This window comes from Bradyrhizobium sp. BRP23, assembly GCF_020194135.1.
Lineage (GTDB): Bacteria > Pseudomonadota > Alphaproteobacteria > Rhizobiales > Xanthobacteraceae > Bradyrhizobium > Bradyrhizobium yuanmingense.
Map to the genome: position 1 here is coordinate 413,254 of NZ_JADYVW010000003.1, position 20,891 is coordinate 434,144.

Here is a 20,891-nt window from a genome sequence, read left to right on the forward strand (position 1 = left end):
CTAGACCCCGATCACGGGCACGCCGATCACCACCGGATGAAACGCGAAGGCCAGGGCCAGATAGGCGACCACGCCGACCGCGACCGCGATCAGATCGTTGGTGGGGCCGCCGACCGGAATCGGCGGGGCGCCGGCGTCGGTGCGAGCTTTCAGCGAGATGCGGTCATAGACCGCCCAGGCGAGGAACGAGCCGAACAGGATGATGGAGCCGAGATCGCCATTGGCGAGCAGATGCGCCGCCGCCCACAGCTTGATGCCGGCCAGCATCGGATGCTTCAACGTCGCATAGATGCGGCCACGCATGTAGGACGCCACCACGAGGATGACTGCAGGCAGCATCAAGGCCAACGCGATGTGCTTCATCGCCTTCGGCGGATACCAGACGTCGATCCAGCCGGAGCTGCGGTAATGGGCATAGCCCCAGATGATCAGCACCAATCCCGCCAGTGAGACCGCCGAATAAAGGAGCTTGTAGGTCCCCTCGCCCAGCCTCGCGATCGCCTGCGCGCGCGCTTCTCGTTTGGTTGTGAAAATATGGGACGCAAAAAACAGCACCAGCCCCAGGATCATGACCAGCAGACCCACGACATCCTCCCCGCAAAGCAGCCCCCTGCCACTGAGGTATCATCGATCGGCCGATGGTCGCAACTCGCGCGCTATTTGCCGAGCTCCCGATTGTCGACATAACGGATCGCGATGGGCCGCCCGGCCAACGCCCCGCCGAGCCCGCTGGTCAATTTCAGCGGCAGACAGGCCTTCAGCGATGCATTGATGGCGTTCAGATAGGTCGTCCGGGTGTCCGCCGGCACGCCCGCAGTCGCGTATGTGAGGCGCGGCGGGCCGATCAGGCCGCCGGTCTTGTTGAAGCTGAAGCGCACCGACATCTGCATGCCTGCGCGCGCATGGTCCGATGGCGGCGACCAGCAGCTGCGCAGCGCGGCGAAGAGGTCGCCGATCGTGTCGAGATCGTGATCGGGCTTCCGGTATTTGGCGCGGTCGGCCTCGACAGGCACGCTCTCGATCGTGAGCTGGAGGTTCTGGCCGTAAGGGTAGTCGATCTCGGGAATACAGGGGCCGGGCTCGAGCGGGCTGCAATAGGATGGCGTGCAGGGCTCGCCGTCGAGCACGCTGCAAGGCTCGTGCGCGAACGGAATCGGATTGATCTGGCGTCGCTGCGCGTCGGCGGCGATCGAGGTCATTGCCAGCAAGGCAAGAACAAGAATGCAGCGCCACATGTACCGGGACCGCAATGGCATTTGCAACAGGTGGCGACGGCTATGAAAGGTTCAAGGCTGGCCGCGATGGTTCGCTTCACTCGACAATCTGATCCGCTTGCGCCACCAGCGTGGGCGGTAAATTCAGCCCCAACGCATTGGCTGTCTTGAGATTGAGCAGGAACTGGAATTCATTCGGTTGTTGGACTGGCAAGTCTGCGGGACGGGTTCCTCTCAAGACGCGGTCGACATAATCCGCCGAGCGACCGACGAGCTGCGTAATCGAGACTCCGTAAGACATCAGCCCGCCGTCCGTGACGAAGGACGGGAACGGATACATCGCCGGCAGACGATGCGCGGCCGCCAAGTTCAGAATCAATTGCCGATGAACGAGTGGAAATGCGTCGGGAAAGATCAGCAGCCCGCCGTCTGGCTGCTCTGCAAAGCGGGAAATCGCCTGTTCGAGCTCGGCGGCGTTGTGCGCCGGCGCCGGAACGAGCTGGAGCTGGACTGCCGGAATGGCCGCTTCCACGGACGGCATCAAGATCATGGGCGCCGTTCGCGGATTGAAGATTGCGGCAACCCTCCGTATCGCGGGTGCCGCCTGCTTGAGCAATTGCAGCCACTTGCCCGCCATTTCAGGCTCGAAGGTCGTGAAGCCCGTGATATTTCCGCCTGGCTTGCCCAGACTTTGAACGAAACCGGCACCCACGGGATCGGCAACGACCGTGAAGATGATCGGCAAGGTCGGCGCGCGTCGCCTCAGGGCTTCCACAGAGGGAGTGCCGATTGCCAGAAGCACATCCGGCCCCCACTTCACGAGCTCCGCCGCCTGGGCATCGGCAACATTCGGATCGCCGGCCCACCAGCGATACTCGATATGGATGTTGCGCTCCTGTTCCCAACCGAGCTCGCCCAGACGCTGTCTCAGTTTCTGGTAGCCGGCCTGGCTCTCCGGATCGCTCGACCTGCCTCCCGCCAACACACCGATCCGCCGCACATTCCCCTGCGCGGATGTGCTCAGCGGATAGGCCGCCGCGCCTGCAGCGAGCATGATGAATTCGCGCCGCCTCATGACCGTCGACCTCGCTATGCGTTGCCGTCCTGCATCACGGAGAACGTCTGGGAAACATTACCCCTTTTTCTTGACGTCCTTGACGTTGCTAAACTCGATACCCTCGGCACGCTCCTTGGTGTAGCCGAGGTAGAACTCGTTCCGGGCGAGATAGACGGGATCGCCGTCGACGTCGTCGGCAATGCTCGAATTATTGGCGGCGATGAAGCTGTCGAGCTTCTTGCGGTCCTCCGAGGAGACCCAGCGCGCCAGCTGGAACTCGCTGACCTCGAACTCGACCGGCAGCGAATATTCCGCCTCGAGCCGGGCCTTGAGCACATCGAGCTGCAGCGCGCCGACCACGCCGACCAGCGCCGGGGCGCCGTCGCGAGGGCGGAATACCTGCACCACGCCCTCTTCCGACATCTGCTGCAGCGCTTCCTTCAGCTTCTTCGCCTTCATCGCGTCGGTGAGACGGACACGGCGGACGATTTCCGGCGCGAAGCTCGGCACGCCGACGAAGTTGAAATCCTCGCCCTCGGTCAGCGTATCGCCGATGCGCAGCGTGCCGTGGTTGGGAATGCCGACGACGTCGCCGGCGAAGGCTTCGTCCGCGACCGAGCGGTCCTGCGCGAAGAAGAATTGCGGGCTCGACAGCGGCATGCTCTTGCCGGTGCGCACGAGCTTGGCCTTCATGCCGCGGCTGAGCTTGCCCGAACACAGGCGCGCAAACGCGATGCGGTCGCGGTGGTTGGGATCCATGTTGGCCTGGATCTTGAACACGAAGGCGCTCATGCGCGGATCGGTGGCCTCGACCTTGCGCTGGTCGCTGTCCTGTGCGCGCGGCTCGGGCGCGAACTTGCCGAGGCCCTCCAGGAGGTCGCCGACGCCGAAATTACGCAGCGCGCTGCCGAAATAGACCGGCGTCAGGTGGCCTTCGCGGAACGCGTCCAGCTCGAACGGCTTCGACGCCTCGGTGACGAGCTCGAGCTCGTCCTTCACGGCGGAGACGTCGAGATTGGCGTTGAGCTTGGCGAGCTCTTCGATCTCGATCTCGAGCGCCGCGCCGGTCTTGGCGCCGCCGCCTTCGAGCAGGCGCACGCCGCCATTGACGACGTCATAGGTGCCGAGGAAGTCGCGGCCGCGGCCGACCGGCCAGGTCATCGGCGTGGTGTCGAGCGCCAGCGTCTTCTCGATCTCGTCGAGCAGCTCGAACACGTCGCGACTCTCGCGGTCCATCTTGTTGATGAAGGTGATGATCGGGATGTCGCGCAGACGGCACACCTCGAACAGCTTTCGGGTGCGCGCCTCGATACCCTTGGCCGCGTCGATCACCATCACGGCGGAATCGACCGCCGTCAGCGTGCGATAGGTATCTTCCGAAAAGTCCTCGTGGCCCGGCGTGTCCAGCAGGTTGAAGACGAGGCCTTCGAACTCGAAGGTCATCACCGAGGTCACCACCGAGATGCCGCGTTCGCGCTCGATCTTCATCCAGTCCGAACGCGTGTTGCGCCGCTCGCCTTTGGCCTTGACCTGGCCGGCGAGGTTGATAGCGCCGCCGAACAGCAGCAGCTTTTCGGTCAGCGTGGTCTTGCCGGCGTCGGGATGGGAGATGATCGCAAAGGTCCGCCGCCTCGCCACCTCGGCGGCAAGCGGGGAACGGGCCGGCGATTCGGCTGTGGTGGCGGCGATGTCGGACATGGCGGGAGCGTGTGGCAGGGAAAACGGGCCTGATCAAGCCTCATTTGGTGATTGCGAAGGTTTCCGGCCAGCCCCATATCCCCCTTTTGGGAGGACGACCTCCCTGCCCATCAGCACACCAGCCGCGGGGACGACCCTGCCTTGAATGGAGGGTCGTCATGGCCTGGAGCATCCTGTTCGTCGCCGGTCTCCTCGAGATCACCTGGGCCATCGGCCTGAAATACACCGAGGGCTTTAGCAAGCTTGTCCCGTCCGCGGTCACGCTCGCGGCCATGGCCGGAAGCGTCATCCTGCTCGGATTTGCGCTCAAATCCCTGCCCGTCGGAACCGCCTATGCGGTCTGGACCGGCATCGGCGCGGTCGGCACCGCGACGCTCGGCATGGTTCTGTTCGGCGAGCCGGCGACGGCCTTCCGCCTCGCCAGCATCGGCCTGATCGTCGCCGGCATCATCGGACTGAAGCTCGTCACCTGACGAGCTGGACCACCCACCAGGTCAGCGCGGCCACGATGCCTGAGGCCGGGATCGTGATCACCCAGGCATAGACGATCGAGCTTGCGACGTTCCAGCGCACGGCCGAGACGCGGCGGGCGGCACCGACGCCGACGATGGCGCCGGTGATGGTGTGGGTGGTCGAGACGGGAACCCCGAGATAGGTCGCCATGAACAGGGTCACCGCGCCTCCCGTCTCGGCGCAAAAGCCCTGCATCGGGGTCAATTTCGTGATGCGCAGGCCCATGGTGCGGACGATGCGCCATCCGCCCATCAGCGTGCCCAGCGCCATCGCCGCCTGGCACGACAGCACCACCCAGAACGGCACCGAGAACTCGCTGCCGAGATGGCCCTGCGAATAGAGCAACACCGCGATGATGCCCATGGTCTTCTGCGCGTCGTTGCCGCCATGGCCGAGCGAATAGAGCGAAGCGGAGACGAATTGCAGGATGCGGAAGGCGCGGTCGACCGCGAACGGCGTCGAGCGCACCGAGGCCCAGGACACGATCGCAACCAGCGCCATTGCGAGCAGGAAGCCAACCAGCGGCGACAGCACGATCGCCAGCACGGTCTTGGACAGGCCGCTCCACACCGCGGCCGAAATACCGGCCTTGGCCAAGCCGCCGCCGACGAGCCCGCCGATCAGCGCGTGCGACGACGACGATGGAATGCCAAGCGCCCAGGTCACGAGGTTCCAGACGATGGCGCCGACGAGGGCTGCGAAGATCACCTGGGCGTCGACGACCGCGGGATCGATGATGCCGGTGCCGATGGTCTGGGCGACGTGCAGCCCGAACACCAGGAACGCGATGAAATTGAAGAACGCGGCCCAAAACACCGCGAATTGCGGCCGCAGCACTCGGGTCGAGACGATGGTCGCGATCGAATTGGCGGCGTCGTGCAGGCCGTTCAGGAAATCGAACAGCAGCGCGACGGCGATCAGGCCGACCAGGACGGGAAAAGCCAACGCAGCATCCACGGCGGCCCTGCCCTACACTTGCTCGATGACGATGCTGTTGATCTCGTTGGCGACGTCATCGAAACGGTCGGCCACCTTCTCGAGATGGTCGTAGATCTCGACCCCTACGATGAAATCCATCGCATTGCCGTCGCGATGCTTGAGGAACAGCTCCTTCAGGCCGATGTCGTGGAGATCGTCGACACGGCCCTCGAGCTTGCCGAGCTCCTCGGTGATCGCGGTCAGCATGGCGACGTTCTTGCCGATCTCCTGCATCAGCGGCAGCGCACGGCCGACCAGATTGGCGCATTCGATCAAGAGTCCGCCGATCTCGCGCATCGGCGGCTCGAAACTGCGCACCTCGAACAGCATCACGGCCTTGGCCGTCTGCTGCATCTGGTCGATGGCATCGTCCAGCGACGTGATCAGGTTCTTGATGTCGCCGCGGTCGAACGGGGTGATGAAGGTGCGGCGCACCGCCGTCAGCACCTCGCGGGTGATATTGTCGGCGTCGTTCTCGAACTGGTTGACGCGCTGGCAATAGACCGGCGTCTCCTCGCCCCCGTTGAGCATGCCCTGGAGCGCGACCGCGCCCTGGATCACGGTCTGGGCATGGCGGTCGAACAGGTCGAAGAACCGCTCTTCCCTGGGCAGGAACGCACGAAACCATCGCATCATGGGGGTAGGCTACCGGTTGGAAATGGTCAGGCCCGTGAGGGCTGTCATAAAACTGTCATAGACCATTTTCGATCCGCGCGCGTGTCGCCTCACGCCCGCGGAGCCGGGTCATCCACCGCTTTCATGCATCAATGAAACCGATGCAATATCAGTTACTTAGAGCGAACGTCGGAAGTAATGCGCGATTTCGCCGACGACGCCGCGGCGGAAGGTGAGCACGCAGACCACGAAGATCGCGCCTTGGATCACCGTCACCCACTGGCCGAAGCCGGCCAGATATTGCTGCATGGCGATGATCACGAAGGCGCCGACCACGGGACCGAAAACGGTGCCGAGCCCGCCGACCAGCGTCATCAGCACGACCTCGCCCGACATCGTCCAGTGCACGTCGGTGAGCGAAGCGTTCTGCGCCACGAACACCTTCAGCGCACCGGCAAGGCCGGCGAGCGTCCCCGACAGCACGAAGGCCAGGAACTTGTATTGGTCGGTGCGGTAGCCGAGCGAGATCGCGCGCTGCTCGTTCTCGCGGATCGACTTCAGCACCTCGCCGAACGGCGAGTTGATGATGCGGAAGATCAGGAGGAAGCCGGCGAGGAAGCCGACCAGCACGACATAGTACAGCACCGTCGGCTTGGACAGATCGAGCACGCCGAACATGCGTCCCTGTGGGATGCCCTGGATGCCGTCCTCACCATGGGTGAACGGGGCCTGGAGATAGATGAAGTACAGGAGCTGCGACAGCGCCAGCGTGATCATCGAGAAATAGATGCCCTGGCGTCGGATCGAGATGTAGCCGGTGACGATCGAGAGCACGAACGCCGCGGCGACGCCGACGAGAATGCCGAGCTCGGGCGGCAGCGCCCAGACCTTCAGCGCATGCGCGCTGCAATAGCCGGCCGTGCCTAAGAACATCGCGTGGCCGAACGACAGCAAGCCGCCATAGCCGACCAGCAGATTGAAGGCGCAGGCGAGCAGCGCAAAGCACAGCGCCTGCATCACGAAGAACGGATAGACGCCCGTGAACGGCACCGCTGCGAGCAGCAGCGCCATCACTGCGAATACAATCATCTCGTCGCGCATTGCGCGCGGGGTCACAGGAAGCGTGTCGTCCGTCAGGGTTGTCATCTCAGGCCGCCCTTCCCGTCAATCCCGTCGGCTTCACCAGCAGCACCAGCACCATCAGCACGAACACGACGGTGTTGGAGGCCTCGGGGTAGAAATACTTGGTCAGGCCTTCGATCACGCCGAGCGCAAAGCCGGTGATGATGGAGCCCATGATCGAGCCCATGCCGCCGATCACCACCACCGCGAACACGACGATGATGAGGTCGGCACCCATCAGCGGCCGCACCTGGTTGATCGGCGCCGAGAGCACGCCGGCAAGCGCGGCAAGGCCGACGCCGAGACCGTAAGTGAGCGTGATCATGCGCGGCACGTTGATGCCGAAGGCACGCACCAAGGTCGGATTTTCGGTCGCGGCGCGCAGGTAGGCGCCGAGCTGCGTCTTCTCGATCAGGAACCAGGTCGCAAGGCACACCGCCAGTGAGAACACGACGACCCAGCCGCGGTAGATCGGCAGGAACATGAAGCCGAGATTCATGCCGCCCCTGAGCTGGTCGGGGATGGCGTAAGGCAGGCCCGAGGAGCCGAAATAGTTCTGGAACACGCCCTGCACGATCAGCGCGATGCCGAAGGTCAGGAGCAGGCCGTAGAGATGATCGAGCCCGGTCAGCCATTGCAGCATGGTCCGTTCCAGGATCATGCCGAAGATGCCGACGATGATCGGCGCCAGCAGCAGCGCCCACCAATAGTTGATGCCGCCGAGGTTCAACAGGAAATAGGCGACGAAGGCGCCCATCATGTAGAGCGCGCCATGGGCGAAATTGATGATGTTGAGCATGCCGAAGATGACGGCAAGCCCGAGACTGAGCAGCGCGTAGAACGAGCCGTTGATCAGTCCCACCAGTAGCTGAGCGTAGAGAGCCTGCATCGATCCCGCACCCGGTCCCTTCTATTCCTCAACAACAGGCCGGCACCGCTGCGGCGCCGGCCCGCATCGTTCACCGTTACTTCTTCACCAGCGGACAGGCGCTTTCCGACAGCGGCCGGAAGGCCAGGTCGCCGGGAGTCGTGCCGATCAGCTTGTAATAATCCCAGGGCGCCTTGGATTCCTCGGGCTTCTTGACCTCGAACAGATAGGCCGGATGCAGCTTGCGACCGTCCGCACGGATCGTTCCCTTGCCGAACAACGCATCGTCGGTCGGCATCTCCTTCATCTTGGCGACCACCTTGGCCCCGTCATGCGGATTGCCGCCCATCGCCTCCAGCGCCTTGAAGTAATGCAGCAGGCCCGAATAGACCCCGGCCTGCACCATCGAGGGCATCGCCTTGTTCTTCATCCGCTCGGAGAAGCGTTTGGAGAAGGCGCGCGTGCCGTCGTTCATGTCCCAATAGAAGGTCTCGGTGAAGTTCAAGCCCTGCGCCACCTTCAGACCGAGCGAGTGCACGTCGGTGATGAAGAGCAGCAGACCCGCAAGCTTCTGGCCGCCCGAGACGATGCCGAACTCGGACGCCTGCTTGATGGTGTTGGTGGTGTCGCCGCCGGCATTCGCCATGCCGATGATCTTGGCTTTGGAGGCCTGCGCCTGAAGCAGGAAGGACGAGAAGTCAGCGGTATTCAGGGGATGCTTGACGTTGCCGATCACCTTGCCGCCCGACTTCACCACCACCGCCGCGGTGTCGCGCTCGAGGGCATGGCCAAAGGCGTAGTCCGCGGTGAGAAAATACCAGGTGTCGCCGCCCGCCTTCACCAGCGCCTGCCCGGTACTGTTGGCCAGCATATAGGTATCATAGACCCAGTGGACCGTATTCGGCGAGCATTGCGCGTTGGTGAGATCCGACGTCGCCGCACCTGTGTTGATCAGGATGGAATTCTTCTCTTTGACGATGTTGTTCACCGCCAGCGCAACGCCGGAGTTCAGGACATCCATGAAGATGTCGACCTTCTCGACGTCGATCCATTGCCGAGCAATCGTGGAGCCGATGTCGGGCTTGTTCTGATGGTCGGCGGAGATCAGGTCGAGCTTCCAGCCCTTGGCAGCGAGCCCGGAATCCTCGATCGCCATCTGTGCGGCGACGGTCGAGCCGGCGCCACCGAGATCGGCATAAAGTCCTGAATTGTCGGTCAGCACGCCGATCTTGATGTTCTTGTCCTGCGCGACCGCGCCGCCTGCCGCGCCGAGCGCCAGGGCCGTCCCGAGCAACATTGCCGAAATGCTGTGCTTCATAATCCGACCTCCCAATATTCCTTTGATAGTTACTCTCGATCGTCCGGCCTGCTCGGCTACACACCGAGATAGGTGTGGAGCTTGTCCATGTTGGCGGCAAGCTCCGAATTGGAAAACCCGTCAATGATCTTGCCGTGCTCGACTACGTAATAGCGGTCGGCGACGGTGGAAGCGAAGCGGAAGTTCTGCTCGACCAGGAGGATCGTGAAGCCCTCCTTCTTGAGCCGCGCAATGGTATGGCCGATCTGCTGGATGATGACGGGTGCAAGACCCTCGGTCGGCTCGTCCAGCATCAGGAAGCTCGCGCCGGTGCGTAGGATGCGCGCGATCGCCAGCATCTGCTGCTCGCCGCCCGACAGCTTGGTGCCCTGGCTGTTCAGCCGCTCCTTCAGGTTCGGGAACAGCTCGAAGATCTGGTCGAGCGGCAAACCGCCTTCGCGGACAACCGGCGGCAGCATCAAATTCTCGCGGACGTCGAGGCTGGAGAATATGCCCCGCTCTTCCGGACAGAAGGCGACGCCCATGCGCGCGATCTTGTCGGAGGTCGCGCGGATGATCTCCTGGTTGTTGAACTTCACCGAGCCGGTGCGCTTGCCGATGATGCCCATGATCGACTTCAGCGTCGTCGTCTTGCCGGCGCCGTTGCGCCCGAGCAGGGTGACGACCTCGCCCGCGTTCACGTCGAAGTTGATCCCGTGCAGGATGTGAGACTCGCCGTACCAGGCTTCCAAGTTGCGGACTTGCAGGATGTTCCCGCCAGTCGCAGCCCTGGCCGGAGCCTCGGCGATCGCTGTATCAGGCATGACCGGCTCCCAGGTAAGCTTCCTTGACGCGCTCGTCCTTGGTGAGCTCGGAGTAGTGGCCTTGCGCGAGCACCTGCCCGCGCGTCAGCACGGTGATGATATCGGAGAGGTTGGCCACGACGCTTAAGTTATGCTCGACCATCAGGATGGTGTATTTCGCGGAGATGCGCTTGATCAGCGCCGCGATCTTGTCGATGTCCTCGTGGCCCATGCCGGCCATCGGCTCGTCGAGCAGCATCATCTCCGGGTCGAGCGCCAGCGTGGTCGCAATCTCAAGTGCACGCTTGCGCCCATAGGGCATCTCGACCGCCGGCGTGTTGGCAAACTCGTTGAGGCCGACATCGTTCAACAGCTCGCGCGCGCGGTCGTTGAAGCGGTTGAGCACCGACTTGGAGCGCCAGAAATCGAACGAAGAGCCATGCTGGCGCTGCAGCGCGACACGGACGTTCTCGAGCGCGGTGAGATGGGGAAACACCGCCGAAATCTGGAACGAACGGACCAGCCCCATGCGGGCCACATCCGCCGGCGCCATCGCGGTGATGTCCTGCCCTTTGTACAGGATTTTCCCGGCCGACGGCTTGAGGAACTTGGTCAGAAGATTGAAGCAGGTCGTCTTGCCGGCCCCGTTCGGGCCGATCAACGCATGAATGCTCCCACGGCGAACCTTGAGCGCAACGTCGCGGACGGCGAAGAAGCCCGCGAACTCCTTGGTCAAGCCTTCCGTTTCGAGAATGAACTCATCGGCCAAACAGTTTTCCCCCTGCCCGCGCGCGGCGCGTGGCTGTCCTTGTTGCTTCGGCTGTCCGGAGGACTTGCAGCCCACCGGGGCGCCGCCTCCGGGCGCGGAATATGCCGGAGGTGACGGGGGTTAGGCAAGGCGGAAAGCTGAGCAGGTCAGGCCTCCGGCCGGGGTACAAATGCTCCCTTAGTCGCAGAGGTCGATGTCGTGCCTGCCCGGCCTTTCCGGTTCGCAAGGCACCGGCCATCAAGCCGTCGTTAACGGTCTTTCGTCTCCCGCGCCAGCCTTCATCGAAAATTTTCCCGCAAGCCCGATCATCCCAGGGTTTTCACGCGCGGAGAATATTGTCTTGGATTTTGCAAGCGCCGCTCCCTCCGTCGTCAAGTCGATCCGCCAGCGTGATCTCCTCAACACGTGGCTGCGACTTTATGCGCGCCAGCAGATCGCTCCCGCGATCTGGGAGTATCAGCCCGCGCGGCTCGAGGAGGAGCTGTCGGATCTCATCTATTATACGGTGGAGCTTTCGACGCCGACGCCGCGTCTGGTCATCCAGAGCGAAGGCACGCGCATCTCGCGCGCCTATGGGCATACCGGCAAGGGCGTTTCGCTCGATGATTACGTCGGGCCGCGGCTCGCACCATACGTGATGCCGATCTATCATGAATGCGTCGCGCGCGGCCTTCCGATCTACAGCGTTGCCGACGTCGACGACGCCTATGGCCGAATCGTCGCGTATGAGCGGCTGCTGCTGCCGTTCCTGACCGACGGCAGGGTCAGCCACGTCATCGCGTCAGTAAAGACCTTCTGCGAGGACGGCGGCTTCGAGATCAAGAATCTGATGCGCGGAAATGACGCGCTGCCGCGCCCGAAGCTGCGGGCCGTGATCGATCGCGAGCTGTTTCATCGCGCCCCCGGCCGCATCGCACCCGCCGATCCGGTCGAGTTCTCGGACCAGCCGGGCCGCGCCATCTCCAACGAGATCATTGAGCTGAACTAGCCGTCAGCGCGCCTTGCCGCCGACCTCCTTGGCATAGATATCCGGCTTGAAGCCGACCAAGAGCTTGCCGCCGATTTCGAGCACCGGCCGCTTGATCATCGATGGTTGCGCTAGCATCAAGGCCAGCGCCTTCTTCTCGGTGAGGCCTTCCTTGTCGGAGTCGGGCAGCTTCTTGAAGGTCGTCCCGGCGCGATTGAGCAGGGTCTCCCAACCGACCTTGTCGCTCCACTGCTTCAGCCTGTCCTTCTCGACACCCGCCGCCTTGTAGTCGTGAAACGCGTAAGCCACGCCATGGCCATCGAGCCAGGCGCGGGCCTTCTTCATGGTGTCGCAGTTCTTGATGCCGTAGATGATGGTGGGCAAGACGGTCCTCGCGCATGGCGTAGCGGTGATGTGCGTGGCGTTGTACGAAACTCCGCGTGGCGCGACAATGTCGCGAGACGCGTCACCCCACCGAACGGACATCCCATGCACGTCACCCACGATCCCGCAGCGGCGGCCGCACCGACCATCGACTTCGACACATTCCTCGCGGTCGACGTCCGTGTCGGCACCATCGTCGACGCCAAACCGTTTCCGGAAGCGCGCAAGCCGGCCTGGCGGCTGTGGATCGATTTCGGCCCCGCCATCGGCGTGCGCAAGAGCTCGGCCCAGATCACCGAAAACCACCCGCTCGAAAGTCTCGTGGGCCAACAGGTCGCGGCCGTCGTCAATTTCCCGCCGCGCCAGATCGGCCCGGTCGTCTCCGAGGTGCTGACGCTCGGCTTCCCCGATGCCGACGGCAAGGTGGTGCTGGTGCAGCCGAGCAAGCCGGTGCCGAACGGCGGACGGCTGTTCTAGCCTCAGGGCCTTGTCAGGGCCTTGCCGGAATGTTCAATCCGCGCTGCACCGCGGGACGCGCGAGGCCGCGTTCGAGCCAGGCGCCGACCGCCTTGAACTGGGCGAATTCGACGAGATCGCCGGCGCCATAAAAGCCGATGAGATTGCGCACCCAGCCGAGCATGGAGATGTCGGCAATGGTGTAGTCGTCATCCATGAACCATTGCCGGCCGGCCAGATGCGTATCCATCACGCCGAGCAGGCGCTTGGCTTCGGCGACGTAGCGGTCACGAGGCCGCTTGTCCTCGTAATCCTTGCCGGCGAATTTGTGGAAGAAGCCGACCTGACCGAACATCGGCCCGACGCTGCCCATCTGGAAGTGCAGCCACTGCAGCGTCTGATAACGCCGCCCGGCATCCTGCGGCAGCAGCTTGCCGGTCTTCTCCGCGAGATATTGCAGGATCGCCCCGGACTCGAACAGTGCCAATGGTTTCCTGTCGCGGGGACCGTTGGGATCGAGGATCGCCGGAATCTTACCGTTGGGATTGAGCGAGAGGAATTCGGGCGTCTTCTGGTCGTCCTTGCCGAAGTCGACCAGATACGCTTCGTAAGGAAGCTCGATCTCCTCCAGCATGATCGAAACCTTGACGCCGTTCGGCGTCGGCAGCGAATAGAGCTGAAGTAATTCCGGATGCTTGGGTGGCCAGCGCCTGGTGATCGGAAAGACTGACAGACGGTCCCAGTTGGGGACAGGAATGGAGGACATATCGGACTTCGGGACTCTGGGTGCATGGACTGAGGCGTGCTCAATCTAGGCAAGGTACCGCACCGCGCAAGTCACTTCCGGCTGTGCTAGGGCGGCAGTGTCGCCATCGCCACGAACGGGGGCATTGCTTCATACTGCAGCCGAGACTCGATGAACCGTTGACCCGTGATCAGCAGCAGGGCCGTAAAGGCAACCGCGAGCATCGCGGTCGCCAATTGGCACACGTCGTACATTGTATTGTATATCCCTCGACAGCCTCTGGCGTAGAACGTCGGCTCAGGCGCCACGTTCCAGGCGACGACAAAATATTGCTATTTTTTCCCGATCTCGCTGCGACGGCATCGCTCTGTTCCGGCGGCTCTCAAAGGGACCAATGGCCCCCTCGCGCGTTGTCGCTTAATGAACATCGAGAAACGCGCCCTGCTCGACCACGCCGAACGCTGTCGCCGCGTCGCGAACGATCTCACGCACAGCAAAGCGGCGCAGCGGTTGCGGGCGATGGCCGAGGAGTACGAAGCGAGAGCAACAAGACTGGACGACGAAGACGTCCGCTCGACTCCAAGCCGCAATAGTCGCTGCCGGCTGGAAGGTAAAGGCGAGCGGCAGGGCTGATCGCCTTCAGAAGTTGATCTCCATCCGTAGTCCGCGCGGATCGATCCTGCCGTCACCAACGGATTGCGTGCTGTCGCGCGCTGCGACAGCGCAGGCACAGGCGTCGATGAGATCGTCGCGACCGATCCCGGTGCCGTGGCGAAGCGTGAGCCATCTCTTGAGCTCAGTGAAGCCGCGGCCTCTCAAAAGCGCGATACGCTGCTCGCGGCCCCGCGGCGAGGTCTTCGGTTCGAGCCGCACGCGTCCTGCCAGATTCCAGAAGATCAATTCCGGATGCGCTTCGCCGATCGTCGCCTGCCGCGCCGGCGTCATGGCCTCGTCGACCTCCCTCATCTTGTCCCTGATATTCCAGAGCTGCGCCGACACGCCCCTGCCCTCGCCTTCGTGCTTCCAGTAATGGCGATTGGCCGCCGCCATGTCGTGGAACGCCCAGAGGTCGCGGCGCGCGCCGAGAAACACGGCTGGGCCGATCAGTTCGCGTGCGCGCAAATCGCAGGCGCGGTAGCCGCTCGCGTTCAGTCCGATCGGCATGTCGATCATCGCGCGGGCGTGCGGGATTGCGAGCAGACGCATCAGGCTTGGCGAATAATCGAAGCCCTGATCGCCGCGCTCGTCGATCCACGCTGCGACCCAGCCGAAGCGAAATCCGTCGAGCCCCAGATAGTTTTTGCAAGTCATGCGTCCGTCAATTTCAGTTTCCGCGCGCGTCTCGCTTGACATCCGCAAGTTGCGGGCGTATGTCCCGCGCCCTCGCAAGCACTTCCGTTTGCGACAGACACCATGAACCGAGCGATGTCGTACCGCTACGAAAGAATTATCCGCATACCGAATAGCCCAAAGCTGTTCGATTGCGCATGCCCGGCTCATGGGAGCGATCTTGCCTGACCGCAAGATCGACAGTCCGCTTCTCACGGACCCTCCCGAGCCTGCCGCTCCGGAGGGTTTTTTGTTGCCCGCCGCGCGGCCCCACCGAACATCCCGGCAATGGCCGGAACGAGAGACCCGGATCTCGGGGCTCGCGCTGGAGAGGCGCGTGCCCAAGTGCGCGGGGCCTGCCGGAGGGAACGAGGCGATGAGCCGGACACCGATGGCAGAGCGAACCCAGTGGGTTCGCAATGTGCGGCGCGTCGACAGCGCCGCGATCGAATTTTTGTAACTCGGTTTGCCGTGAGGGATTGCGGCTCAACCGACGCTGGTGGTGAAGATGTCGGATACTTCTCCACACGGCACAGCGGGTATGCCTCCCGCCTTTGACACACGCACCGGGATGCGGCCTCGGAAAAGGCTTGCACGCGGCCCGGCGCAGGATCTATCCGTTGGGGACAGAGACTGTGTTGTTGTCACTGAAAGCCGATATCGCCCGTTCCCCAGCGTACCCATCAATGGCCGATGCGAAAGCACTGGCCTGGCGGTGGTGAAGATGTCTGTTACTTCGTGGTAAAGGCGGGAAAGCGCCGAGCAGGTTCGAACCCTGCGCGCCGAAAGGCGGATCGCCCGCAAGGGCAGCAACAGCATCGATCGTTCCCCGCCAACCCCATCACGATCCGTGGTGAAGATTTCTGTTACTTCGCCTGCAACGCGAGAGGTCGCGGGTTCGAATCCCGCCCGGTGTCCCATGCACCGGTAGCTCAGAGGATAGAGCGCTTTCCGGCGAGCTTCGGCTCGTCGGGTACAGCAATCGCCCGTTCCCGGATCGTGTCCCCTAGCCACCGCCGGTGGTGAGGAGCGCTGTTACTTCGGATCGCAATGTCGAAGGTTCGACTCCTTCCGGACGAAAGTCCGTAGCTCAGCGGTTGAGCATGTGACTTGCCCGCAAGGGCAGTACAGCCTCGCCTGTTCCCCGGCACCGTTTCCATCCCCATCAACCCAAGAGGAGGCCATCATGGTCAGGCTCAACAAGATCGTTCGCGCCTTCACGCGGGAGGGCGCACGCGCAATTCGCTTCACGCCCGAGATGGAGCTGAAGCGCGCGCTGATGAACTGCCTCCTGTGGGAGGACCAGTTCTATGAGGACGGCGTCGCCATCGCCGACCGCATCAAGGCCCTCGTGCCCGAGGTCGCGCCCGCGCGCGTCGCGCAGCTTGCGATCGAGGCGCGCGAGGTGATGAAGCTGCGGCACGCACCGCTCCTCGTCATCCGCGAGATGGCGCGCAGCGAGAAGCACCGCACCCTCGTTGCCGACACGCTCGCCCAGGTGATCCAGCGTCCCGACGAGATGACGGAGCTGCTCGCGATCTACTGGGCGGATGCGCTGGGGCCGATGCAGCAGCGCAAGCGCCAGCCGGTCTCGGCACAGATGAAGAAGGGTCTTGCCCGCGCGCTGACCAAGTTCGACGCCTATCAGCTCGCCAAGTGGGACCGCGACGGCGCGGTGCGGATCAGGGACGTTCTGTTCCTGGTGCACGCCAAGCCGAAAGACGCCGATCAGGCGAAGGTGTGGAAGCAGCTCGTCGATGGCGAGCTCGCCTCCCCCGACACCTGGGAGGTTTCGCTCTCGGCCGGCAAGAGCAAGCGCGAGACCTTCGAGCGGCTGATCGCCGAGCGAAAGCTCGGCGGCCTGGCGCTACTGCGCAATCTGCGCCTGATGCAGAATGCGCAGGTCCCGCGCGAGACCATCGCAGGCGCGATCGAGGCGATGCGGACGGATCGTATCCTGCCCTATCGCTTCATCACGGCGGCACGCTATGCGCCGGACTTCGAGCCCGAGCTCGAGGCCGCGATGCTCAAGTCAATCAAGGACCATGTGCGGCTTCCGGGCCGCACCCGGCTCCTGATCGACGTGTCCGGCTCGATGTTCGCAACGCTCTCCGCGCAGTCGGAAATGACGCGCGCGGAGGCGGCGTGTGGCCTTGCCATTCTCGCCCGCGAGATCTGCGACGAGGTCGAGATCTTCACCTTCTCCAACGAGGTCGTGAAGGTCCCTCCCCGCCGCGGTTTCGCGCTGCGGGATGCGATCATCAACTCGCAGCCGCATGGCGGAACCTATCTCGGCAATGCGGTGACGGAGATCGACTGCAAGGGCGATCGCCTCATCGTCTTCACCGACGAGCAGAGCCACGACCAGGTGCCCGAGCCGAGGGCGCGCGGCACCATGGTCAACGTGGCCTCGTATCAGCACGGCGTCGGTCACGGCGCCTGGACCCGCGTCAACGGCTTCTCCGAGGCCGTGGTCGCGTGGATCGCGGCGTCCGAGACGGCGTTGAACTGACGCGCAACAACAATGGCCCCGGACGCGAGATGCGCCCGGGGCCAGCGAAATCTCTGAAATGATCCGCCCGCCCCCGTTATGGTGCGCGCGGAATGACAAGGATCTACGACCATGCGACGACCCGATCCCTACATGGAACGCGCCCGCGAGCTCTGCCTCGCCGCCGGTGTCGACCCCGACTCGCGCGTCGGCGAAGGACGCGGCCAGCCGGCCTGGTGCCTGTACAAGGACGCCGCGCGCAAGGAGCATCTTGCCCGCGAGGCCAATGCGACCGCGAGCTCGATTGCCGCGTTCCGGACGCAGGACGCCCGTTTCCAGAATGCGCCGCTGAAGGTGTTCGGCCCGCATGAGGAGGCGACGATCGCGCAGATGCGCAATTGCATGGCCATCGGCAATGTCGTCTCCGGCGTGATCTGCGCCGACGGCCATCTCGGCTATGCGCAGCCGGTCGGCGGGGTGATCGCCTATGAGAAGCAGATCAGCATCTCCGGCGTCGGCTTCGACATTGGCTGCGGCAACATGGCGGCTCGGCTCGACACGCGCTTCGACGACATCGCGGGGATCGCTCCCACGATCATCCGCGACGTCGCCAAGGTGATCTCGTTCGGCGTCGGACGTGCCAACGCGGAACGGGCCGAGCACGACCTGTTCGACGACGGCGAGGCCTGGCGCGAAAGCGACATGGAGGACTACCGTCAGAAGGCGGTGAAGCAGCTCGGCACGGTCGGATCGGGCAACCACTATGTCGACCTCATGCGCGACGAGGAAGGCTTCGTCTGGATCGGCGTCCACTTCGGCAGCCGCGGTCTCGGGCACACCTCCGCGACGCGCTACCTCAAGGCTGCCGGCGGCAAGGACGGCATGAACGTCCCGCCCGCCGTCGTCGACGAGGACAGCGAGCTCGGCCGCCGCTACATCGCGGCGATGCAGCTCGCCGGGCGCTATGCCTATGCGGGCCGCGAATGGGTCGTCGAGCGCGTCCGCCAGATCATCGGCGGCAGCGTCACCGAGAGCGTGCACAACCACCACAACTATGCCTGGCGTGAGACCCACGACGGCAAGGATTTGTGGGTGGTGCGCAAGGGCGCGACGCCGGCGTTTCCCGGCCAGAAGGGATTCGTCGGCGGCTCGATGGGCGACGACGCCGTCATCCTCGAAGGCGTCGACAGCCCGCAGGCCAAGGCCTCGCTCTACTCGACCGTGCACGGCGCCGGCCGCCTGTTCGGACGACGTGAGGCGAAGCGGCGCTTCTCGCGCGAGGAGATGGACCGTTGGCTGAACGAGCGCGGCGTCACCTTGATCGGTGCCGACCTCGACGAGAGCCCGATGGCCTATCGCCGCCTGCCGGACGTGCTGGCCCAGCACGCCGGCACCGTGCGCGTGCTGCACACGCTGCGGCCATTCGCCGTCGCCATGGCCGGCGAAGGCGAGTTCGATCCGTGGAAGGACTAAAGCGAAACCGTGGGCGGGAGGCGACGTCTCCCGCCCACGTCACTCCATTTTCTTTCTTTGAATCCGGTCGCCTCTCATCTCGTCAGATATTCGCGCATTAACGCGCGGGCGCGATGCAGCCGCGCCTTCACGGTCTGCCTGCTCGCGCCGAGCGCGGCGGCAATCTCGTCGATCGTCATCTCCTTGACGTCGCGCATCAGCGCGACATCACGATAGTGCAGCGGCAGCGCCTCGAACGCCGCGGCGACGTCGAGCCGCAGATCGGCCTCAGGGCGCAACAGCAGTGCGGCCTCCGCCTCGGCGCCATCGACCGCCGGCACAACGCCGGCCCGGCGCGCGAGCCGCAGGCATTCGCGCCGGACCACGCTGAACAGCCAGGCCGACAACGCCAGCAGCGAACGGATCGTGCCGACGTGGCGGAACAGGATCCAGAGGGCCTCCTGCGTCGCATCCTCGGCGTCCGCCGAGCTGCGGCAGGTCGCCCGCGCATAGCGACGGATGTCCGGCTGCGTCGTCTCGAGCAGACGCGCAATCGCCTCGGCATCGCCGAGCCGCGCGGCCTCGAACAGGTTTGGCGAGATCGCCGCCGCGCTCACGACACCCCTCCCTTGCCGATGCCCGCTATCGCGCACATCGGACAATAACCGACGAGACCGGTCAGCGCGAAGCCGGCGCCACCGAGCGCGACCAGCCATGCCGTCGCGCCGGCAAGATAAACGAACGCCGCAGCCGCCACCGCAATCCCCAGGACGACCCGCCCCACCTGATGCAGCCCGCCGATGTTCTTCCGATAGAATCCCATCACATCCTCCGATATGGGCCGAGACCGATTGCCTCGACCATCAAGAGGACGCGACGGCCAAAAAGGATTCGCGCTGGTAAAAGATTCTTTGCGGTCAACCTCCGACCGCCTGAGAGGCAAGGCGCTTGAACTCGAAGAAGAACGGATTCCAGAAGCCCATGTAGCGCTGGGTCATCAGGACGCCCGCAGTGTTCGCTTCCGGACAGATCCACCAATGGGTACCGGCAAGGCCGCCCCATTGGAATTCACCTGTCGAGTTCGGCGGATCGAACGGCGTCGGCGCGAAGGTGACGGCGCCGCCGAGGCCAAAGCCCTTGCCGGGAATCGGCCCGAGATTGGCGAATCGGATGGTCTGGCCTGCGGGCAGCTGGTTCGTCATCATCTGCCGCAGCGTCTCCGGCTTCAGCAGCGCATCTGACCCGGGCAGCAGCGCACGCAGCAGCGCTAGCATGTCCGGCAAGGTCGAAACCAGACCGCCGCCGCCCGAGAGCCGCGGCAGCGGCCGCCGATAGGCTTGCGGGTAAGGCAGATGGTCGGCGCGCGTGAGGCCGGGCTTCATGGGGTCGAGCACATCGGCGCCGTTGTAGAGCGCGACCAGCCTGCCCTGCTGGGCCTCGGGGACATGGAAGCCGGTGTCGATCATGCCCAGGGGATCGAAGATGCGCGCCCTCAGGAAGACATCGAGCGGCTGGCCCGAGACGACCTCGACCACACGGCCGAGCACGTCGGTCGCCACGGAATATTCCCAGGCCGTGCCAGGGTGATAGGACAGCGGCAGGTCGGCGAGCCTGTCGATCATGTCGCTGAGCGGCGTCAGCGGATTGAGCACGCGCGCCTCGTTGTAACCCTTGAACAGCACCGTGCCGGGATCGAAGATGCCGTAGCTGAGGCCGGAGGTGTGGGTCAGGAGCTGGCGGATCGTGATCGGACTCTTCGCCGGCTCGACATCGGCAAGGCTCGAAGCGCCCTGCTTCAGCACCTTGCGATTGCCGAGCTGCGGCAGGAATTTTTCGACTGCGTCATCGAGCCCGATGCGGCCTTGCTCGACCAGCAGCATGATCGCGCAGGTGACGAAGATCTTGGTGTTGGAGAACGCCCGGAAGATATGATCGGGCCGCAGCGCAGTGTTGGCCTCTCGGTCGGCAAAGCCCACGCATTGCTGATCGACCACCTCGCGGCCGCGCAGCACGGCCCAGGATACGCCGGGAATGATCTCCTGATCGACGTAGCGCTGCATCGCCGTCCGTACGGCGGAAAAATCAGTCGTTCTGGCGTCCATGTGCTCCCCCCCGATTTGTGGTTGGAATCGA

The 20,891-nt window shown here is 64.0% G+C and carries 24 protein-coding genes and 1 tRNA gene; 7 read left to right on the forward strand and 18 right to left on the reverse strand.

The window, feature by feature from the left end:
• From I6F24_RS10075 to I6F24_RS10090, 4 genes are all read right to left on the reverse strand, one after another.
• Window positions 1-585 (reverse strand): NnrU family protein, encoded by a 585-nt coding sequence (locus I6F24_RS10075; protein WP_225149489.1) that lies wholly within the window; start codon window positions 583-585, stop codon window positions 1-3.
• 71 nt (window positions 586-656) lie between these two features.
• Window positions 657-1,235, reverse strand: a complete 579-nt coding sequence (locus I6F24_RS10080) for a hypothetical protein (protein ID WP_225149488.1) — start codon at window positions 1,233-1,235, stop codon at window positions 657-659.
• 76 nt (window positions 1,236-1,311) lie between these two features.
• Window positions 1,312-2,289 carry an ABC transporter substrate-binding protein gene (locus I6F24_RS10085; RefSeq protein ID WP_225149487.1) on the reverse strand — a complete coding sequence of 326 codons (978 nt, stop codon included), beginning with the start codon at window positions 2,287-2,289 and terminating at the stop codon, window positions 1,312-1,314.
• Window positions 2,290-2,346: 57 nt separating this feature from the next.
• Window positions 2,347-3,969, reverse strand: coding sequence for a peptide chain release factor 3 (locus I6F24_RS10090; RefSeq protein ID WP_036034125.1), 1,623 nt, complete (start codon window positions 3,967-3,969; stop codon window positions 2,347-2,349).
• Window positions 3,970-4,127: 158 nt separating this feature from the next.
• Here I6F24_RS10090 and sugE point away from each other — a divergent pair, with 158 nt between their 5' ends.
• Window positions 4,128-4,442 (forward strand): quaternary ammonium compound efflux SMR transporter SugE, encoded by a 315-nt coding sequence (sugE, locus tag I6F24_RS10095; protein WP_036022660.1) that lies wholly within the window; start codon window positions 4,128-4,130, stop codon window positions 4,440-4,442.
• Here sugE and I6F24_RS10100 read toward each other — a convergent pair.
• The 7 genes from I6F24_RS10100 to I6F24_RS10130 all read right to left on the reverse strand — a co-directional run bounded on the left by I6F24_RS10100 (window position 4,435) and on the right by I6F24_RS10130 (window position 10,934).
• A complete protein-coding gene (locus I6F24_RS10100) occupies window positions 4,435-5,439 on the reverse strand; it encodes an inorganic phosphate transporter (protein ID WP_057028943.1) in 1,005 nt (334 codons plus the stop codon). The two genes, sugE and I6F24_RS10100, sit on opposite strands and share 8 nt — an antisense overlap.
• Window positions 5,440-5,451: 12 nt before the next feature.
• Window positions 5,452-6,096, reverse strand: coding sequence for a DUF47 domain-containing protein (locus I6F24_RS10105; RefSeq protein ID WP_036000836.1), 645 nt, complete (start codon window positions 6,094-6,096; stop codon window positions 5,452-5,454).
• Window positions 6,097-6,252: 156 nt separating this feature from the next.
• Window positions 6,253-7,221 (reverse strand): branched-chain amino acid ABC transporter permease, encoded by a 969-nt coding sequence (locus tag I6F24_RS10110; protein WP_036022655.1) that lies wholly within the window; start codon window positions 7,219-7,221, stop codon window positions 6,253-6,255.
• A gap of 1 nt (window position 7,222) precedes the next feature.
• Window positions 7,223-8,086 carry a branched-chain amino acid ABC transporter permease gene (locus tag I6F24_RS10115; protein ID WP_036000843.1) on the reverse strand — a complete coding sequence of 288 codons (864 nt, stop codon included), beginning with the start codon at window positions 8,084-8,086 and terminating at the stop codon, window positions 7,223-7,225.
• Window positions 8,087-8,162: 76 nt separating this feature from the next.
• Window positions 8,163-9,383, reverse strand: a complete 1,221-nt coding sequence (locus I6F24_RS10120; RefSeq protein ID WP_225125722.1) for an ABC transporter substrate-binding protein — start codon at window positions 9,381-9,383, stop codon at window positions 8,163-8,165.
• A gap of 56 nt (window positions 9,384-9,439) precedes the next feature.
• Window positions 9,440-10,186 (reverse strand): ABC transporter ATP-binding protein, encoded by a 747-nt coding sequence (locus tag I6F24_RS10125; RefSeq protein ID WP_036022650.1) that lies wholly within the window; start codon window positions 10,184-10,186, stop codon window positions 9,440-9,442.
• Complete coding sequence (locus tag I6F24_RS10130; protein WP_018317619.1) at window positions 10,179-10,934, reverse strand: ABC transporter ATP-binding protein; 756 nt, start codon at window positions 10,932-10,934, stop codon at window positions 10,179-10,181. The genes I6F24_RS10125 and I6F24_RS10130 overlap by 8 nt, the downstream gene beginning before the upstream one ends.
• Before the next feature lie 340 nt (window positions 10,935-11,274).
• On the opposite strand from I6F24_RS10130, the gene I6F24_RS10135 reads away from it, so the two are divergent.
• The gene (locus I6F24_RS10135) at window positions 11,275-11,922 is read left to right on the forward strand and encodes a hypothetical protein (RefSeq protein WP_167361655.1); all 648 of its coding nucleotides are present in this window, start codon (window positions 11,275-11,277) and stop codon (window positions 11,920-11,922) included.
• Window positions 11,923-11,925: 3 nt separating this feature from the next.
• Here the strand turns inward: I6F24_RS10135 and I6F24_RS10140 are convergent, their stop codons facing one another.
• Window positions 11,926-12,285 carry an ArsC family reductase gene (locus I6F24_RS10140; RefSeq protein ID WP_036000881.1) on the reverse strand — a complete coding sequence of 120 codons (360 nt, stop codon included), beginning with the start codon at window positions 12,283-12,285 and terminating at the stop codon, window positions 11,926-11,928.
• A gap of 105 nt (window positions 12,286-12,390) precedes the next feature.
• Between I6F24_RS10140 and I6F24_RS10145 the strand changes: the two genes are divergently transcribed.
• Window positions 12,391-12,762 (forward strand): tRNA-binding protein, encoded by a 372-nt coding sequence (locus I6F24_RS10145; protein ID WP_057028941.1) that lies wholly within the window; start codon window positions 12,391-12,393, stop codon window positions 12,760-12,762.
• A gap of 13 nt (window positions 12,763-12,775) precedes the next feature.
• Here the strand turns inward: I6F24_RS10145 and I6F24_RS10150 are convergent, their stop codons facing one another.
• Window positions 12,776-13,507 carry a glutathione S-transferase N-terminal domain-containing protein gene (locus I6F24_RS10150; protein WP_225149486.1) on the reverse strand — a complete coding sequence of 244 codons (732 nt, stop codon included), beginning with the start codon at window positions 13,505-13,507 and terminating at the stop codon, window positions 12,776-12,778.
• 86 nt (window positions 13,508-13,593) lie between these two features.
• Window positions 13,594-13,740, reverse strand: coding sequence for a hypothetical protein (locus tag I6F24_RS10155; protein ID WP_192893234.1), 147 nt, complete (start codon window positions 13,738-13,740; stop codon window positions 13,594-13,596).
• 166 nt (window positions 13,741-13,906) lie between these two features.
• Here I6F24_RS10155 and I6F24_RS10160 point away from each other — a divergent pair, with 166 nt between their 5' ends.
• Window positions 13,907-14,119 carry a hypothetical protein gene (locus I6F24_RS10160; RefSeq protein WP_128262035.1) on the forward strand — a complete coding sequence of 71 codons (213 nt, stop codon included), beginning with the start codon at window positions 13,907-13,909 and terminating at the stop codon, window positions 14,117-14,119.
• A 6-nt stretch (window positions 14,120-14,125) separates the two neighbouring features.
• Here the strand turns inward: I6F24_RS10160 and I6F24_RS10165 are convergent, their stop codons facing one another.
• A complete protein-coding gene (locus I6F24_RS10165; RefSeq protein ID WP_225149485.1) occupies window positions 14,126-14,797 on the reverse strand; it encodes a DUF429 domain-containing protein in 672 nt (223 codons plus the stop codon).
• Between the two features lie 942 nt (window positions 14,798-15,739).
• Between I6F24_RS10165 and I6F24_RS10170 the strand changes: the two genes are divergently transcribed.
• The 3 genes from I6F24_RS10170 to I6F24_RS10180 all read left to right on the forward strand — a co-directional run bounded on the left by I6F24_RS10170 (window position 15,740) and on the right by I6F24_RS10180 (window position 18,779).
• Window positions 15,740-15,895: transfer RNA gene (locus tag I6F24_RS10170), tRNA-Arg, on the forward strand.
• Window positions 15,896-16,001: 106 nt separating this feature from the next.
• Entirely contained in the window at window positions 16,002-17,327 is a 1,326-nt protein-coding gene (locus I6F24_RS10175; RefSeq protein ID WP_225149484.1) for a TROVE domain-containing protein, read from the forward strand.
• A gap of 111 nt (window positions 17,328-17,438) precedes the next feature.
• Window positions 17,439-18,779 carry an RtcB family protein gene (locus tag I6F24_RS10180; protein ID WP_057028939.1) on the forward strand — a complete coding sequence of 447 codons (1,341 nt, stop codon included), beginning with the start codon at window positions 17,439-17,441 and terminating at the stop codon, window positions 18,777-18,779.
• 74 nt (window positions 18,780-18,853) lie between these two features.
• Here I6F24_RS10180 and I6F24_RS10185 read toward each other — a convergent pair whose 3' ends face one another.
• The 3 genes from I6F24_RS10185 to I6F24_RS10195 form a co-directional block, all read right to left on the reverse strand.
• Window positions 18,854-19,375: a sigma-70 family RNA polymerase sigma factor gene (locus tag I6F24_RS10185; RefSeq protein WP_225149483.1), complete on the reverse strand. Its 522-nt coding sequence runs from the start codon at window positions 19,373-19,375 to the stop codon at window positions 18,854-18,856.
• Window positions 19,372-19,581, reverse strand: coding sequence for a DUF2892 domain-containing protein (locus I6F24_RS10190; RefSeq protein ID WP_225149482.1), 210 nt, complete (start codon window positions 19,579-19,581; stop codon window positions 19,372-19,374). The genes I6F24_RS10185 and I6F24_RS10190 overlap by 4 nt, the downstream gene beginning before the upstream one ends.
• 94 nt (window positions 19,582-19,675) lie before the next feature.
• Window positions 19,676-20,860: a serine hydrolase domain-containing protein gene (locus tag I6F24_RS10195; protein WP_225149481.1), complete on the reverse strand. Its 1,185-nt coding sequence runs from the start codon at window positions 20,858-20,860 to the stop codon at window positions 19,676-19,678.
• Between the last annotated feature and the right edge of the window lie 31 nt (window positions 20,861-20,891).

Bases quoted from the DNA above. Each gene is read 5' to 3' on its own strand.
- I6F24_RS10125 (WP_036022650.1), bottom strand. From the start codon at position 10,186: ATGCCTGATACAGCGATCGCCGAGGCTCCGGCCAGGGCTGCGACTGGC.
- I6F24_RS10110 (WP_036022655.1), bottom strand. From the start codon at position 7,221: ATGACAACCCTGACGGACGACACGCTTCCTGTGACCCCGCGCGCAATG.
- I6F24_RS10080 (WP_225149488.1), bottom strand. From the start codon at position 1,235: ATGTGGCGCTGCATTCTTGTTCTTGCCTTGCTGGCAATGACCTCGATC.
- I6F24_RS10090 (WP_036034125.1), bottom strand. From the start codon at position 3,969: ATGTCCGACATCGCCGCCACCACAGCCGAATCGCCGGCCCGTTCCCCG.
- I6F24_RS10085 (WP_225149487.1), bottom strand. From the start codon at position 2,289: ATGAGGCGGCGCGAATTCATCATGCTCGCTGCAGGCGCGGCGGCCTAT.
- I6F24_RS10145 (WP_057028941.1), top strand. From the start codon at position 12,391: ATGCACGTCACCCACGATCCCGCAGCGGCGGCCGCACCGACCATCGAC.
- I6F24_RS10115 (WP_036000843.1), bottom strand. From the start codon at position 8,086: ATGCAGGCTCTCTACGCTCAGCTACTGGTGGGACTGATCAACGGCTCG.
- I6F24_RS10175 (WP_225149484.1), top strand. From the start codon at position 16,002: ATGGTCAGGCTCAACAAGATCGTTCGCGCCTTCACGCGGGAGGGCGCA.
- sugE (WP_036022660.1), top strand. From the start codon at position 4,128: ATGGCCTGGAGCATCCTGTTCGTCGCCGGTCTCCTCGAGATCACCTGG.
- I6F24_RS10165 (WP_225149485.1), bottom strand. From the start codon at position 14,797: ATGACTTGCAAAAACTATCTGGGGCTCGACGGATTTCGCTTCGGCTGG.
- I6F24_RS10180 (WP_057028939.1), top strand. From the start codon at position 17,439: ATGCGACGACCCGATCCCTACATGGAACGCGCCCGCGAGCTCTGCCTC.
- I6F24_RS10150 (WP_225149486.1), bottom strand. From the start codon at position 13,507: ATGTCCTCCATTCCTGTCCCCAACTGGGACCGTCTGTCAGTCTTTCCG.
- I6F24_RS10190 (WP_225149482.1), bottom strand. From the start codon at position 19,581: ATGGGATTCTATCGGAAGAACATCGGCGGGCTGCATCAGGTGGGGCGG.
- I6F24_RS10155 (WP_192893234.1), bottom strand. From the start codon at position 13,740: ATGTACGACGTGTGCCAATTGGCGACCGCGATGCTCGCGGTTGCCTTT.
- I6F24_RS10105 (WP_036000836.1), bottom strand. From the start codon at position 6,096: ATGATGCGATGGTTTCGTGCGTTCCTGCCCAGGGAAGAGCGGTTCTTC.
- I6F24_RS10195 (WP_225149481.1), bottom strand. From the start codon at position 20,860: ATGGACGCCAGAACGACTGATTTTTCCGCCGTACGGACGGCGATGCAG.
- I6F24_RS10120 (WP_225125722.1), bottom strand. From the start codon at position 9,383: ATGAAGCACAGCATTTCGGCAATGTTGCTCGGGACGGCCCTGGCGCTC.
- I6F24_RS10160 (WP_128262035.1), top strand. From the start codon at position 13,907: ATGAACATCGAGAAACGCGCCCTGCTCGACCACGCCGAACGCTGTCGC.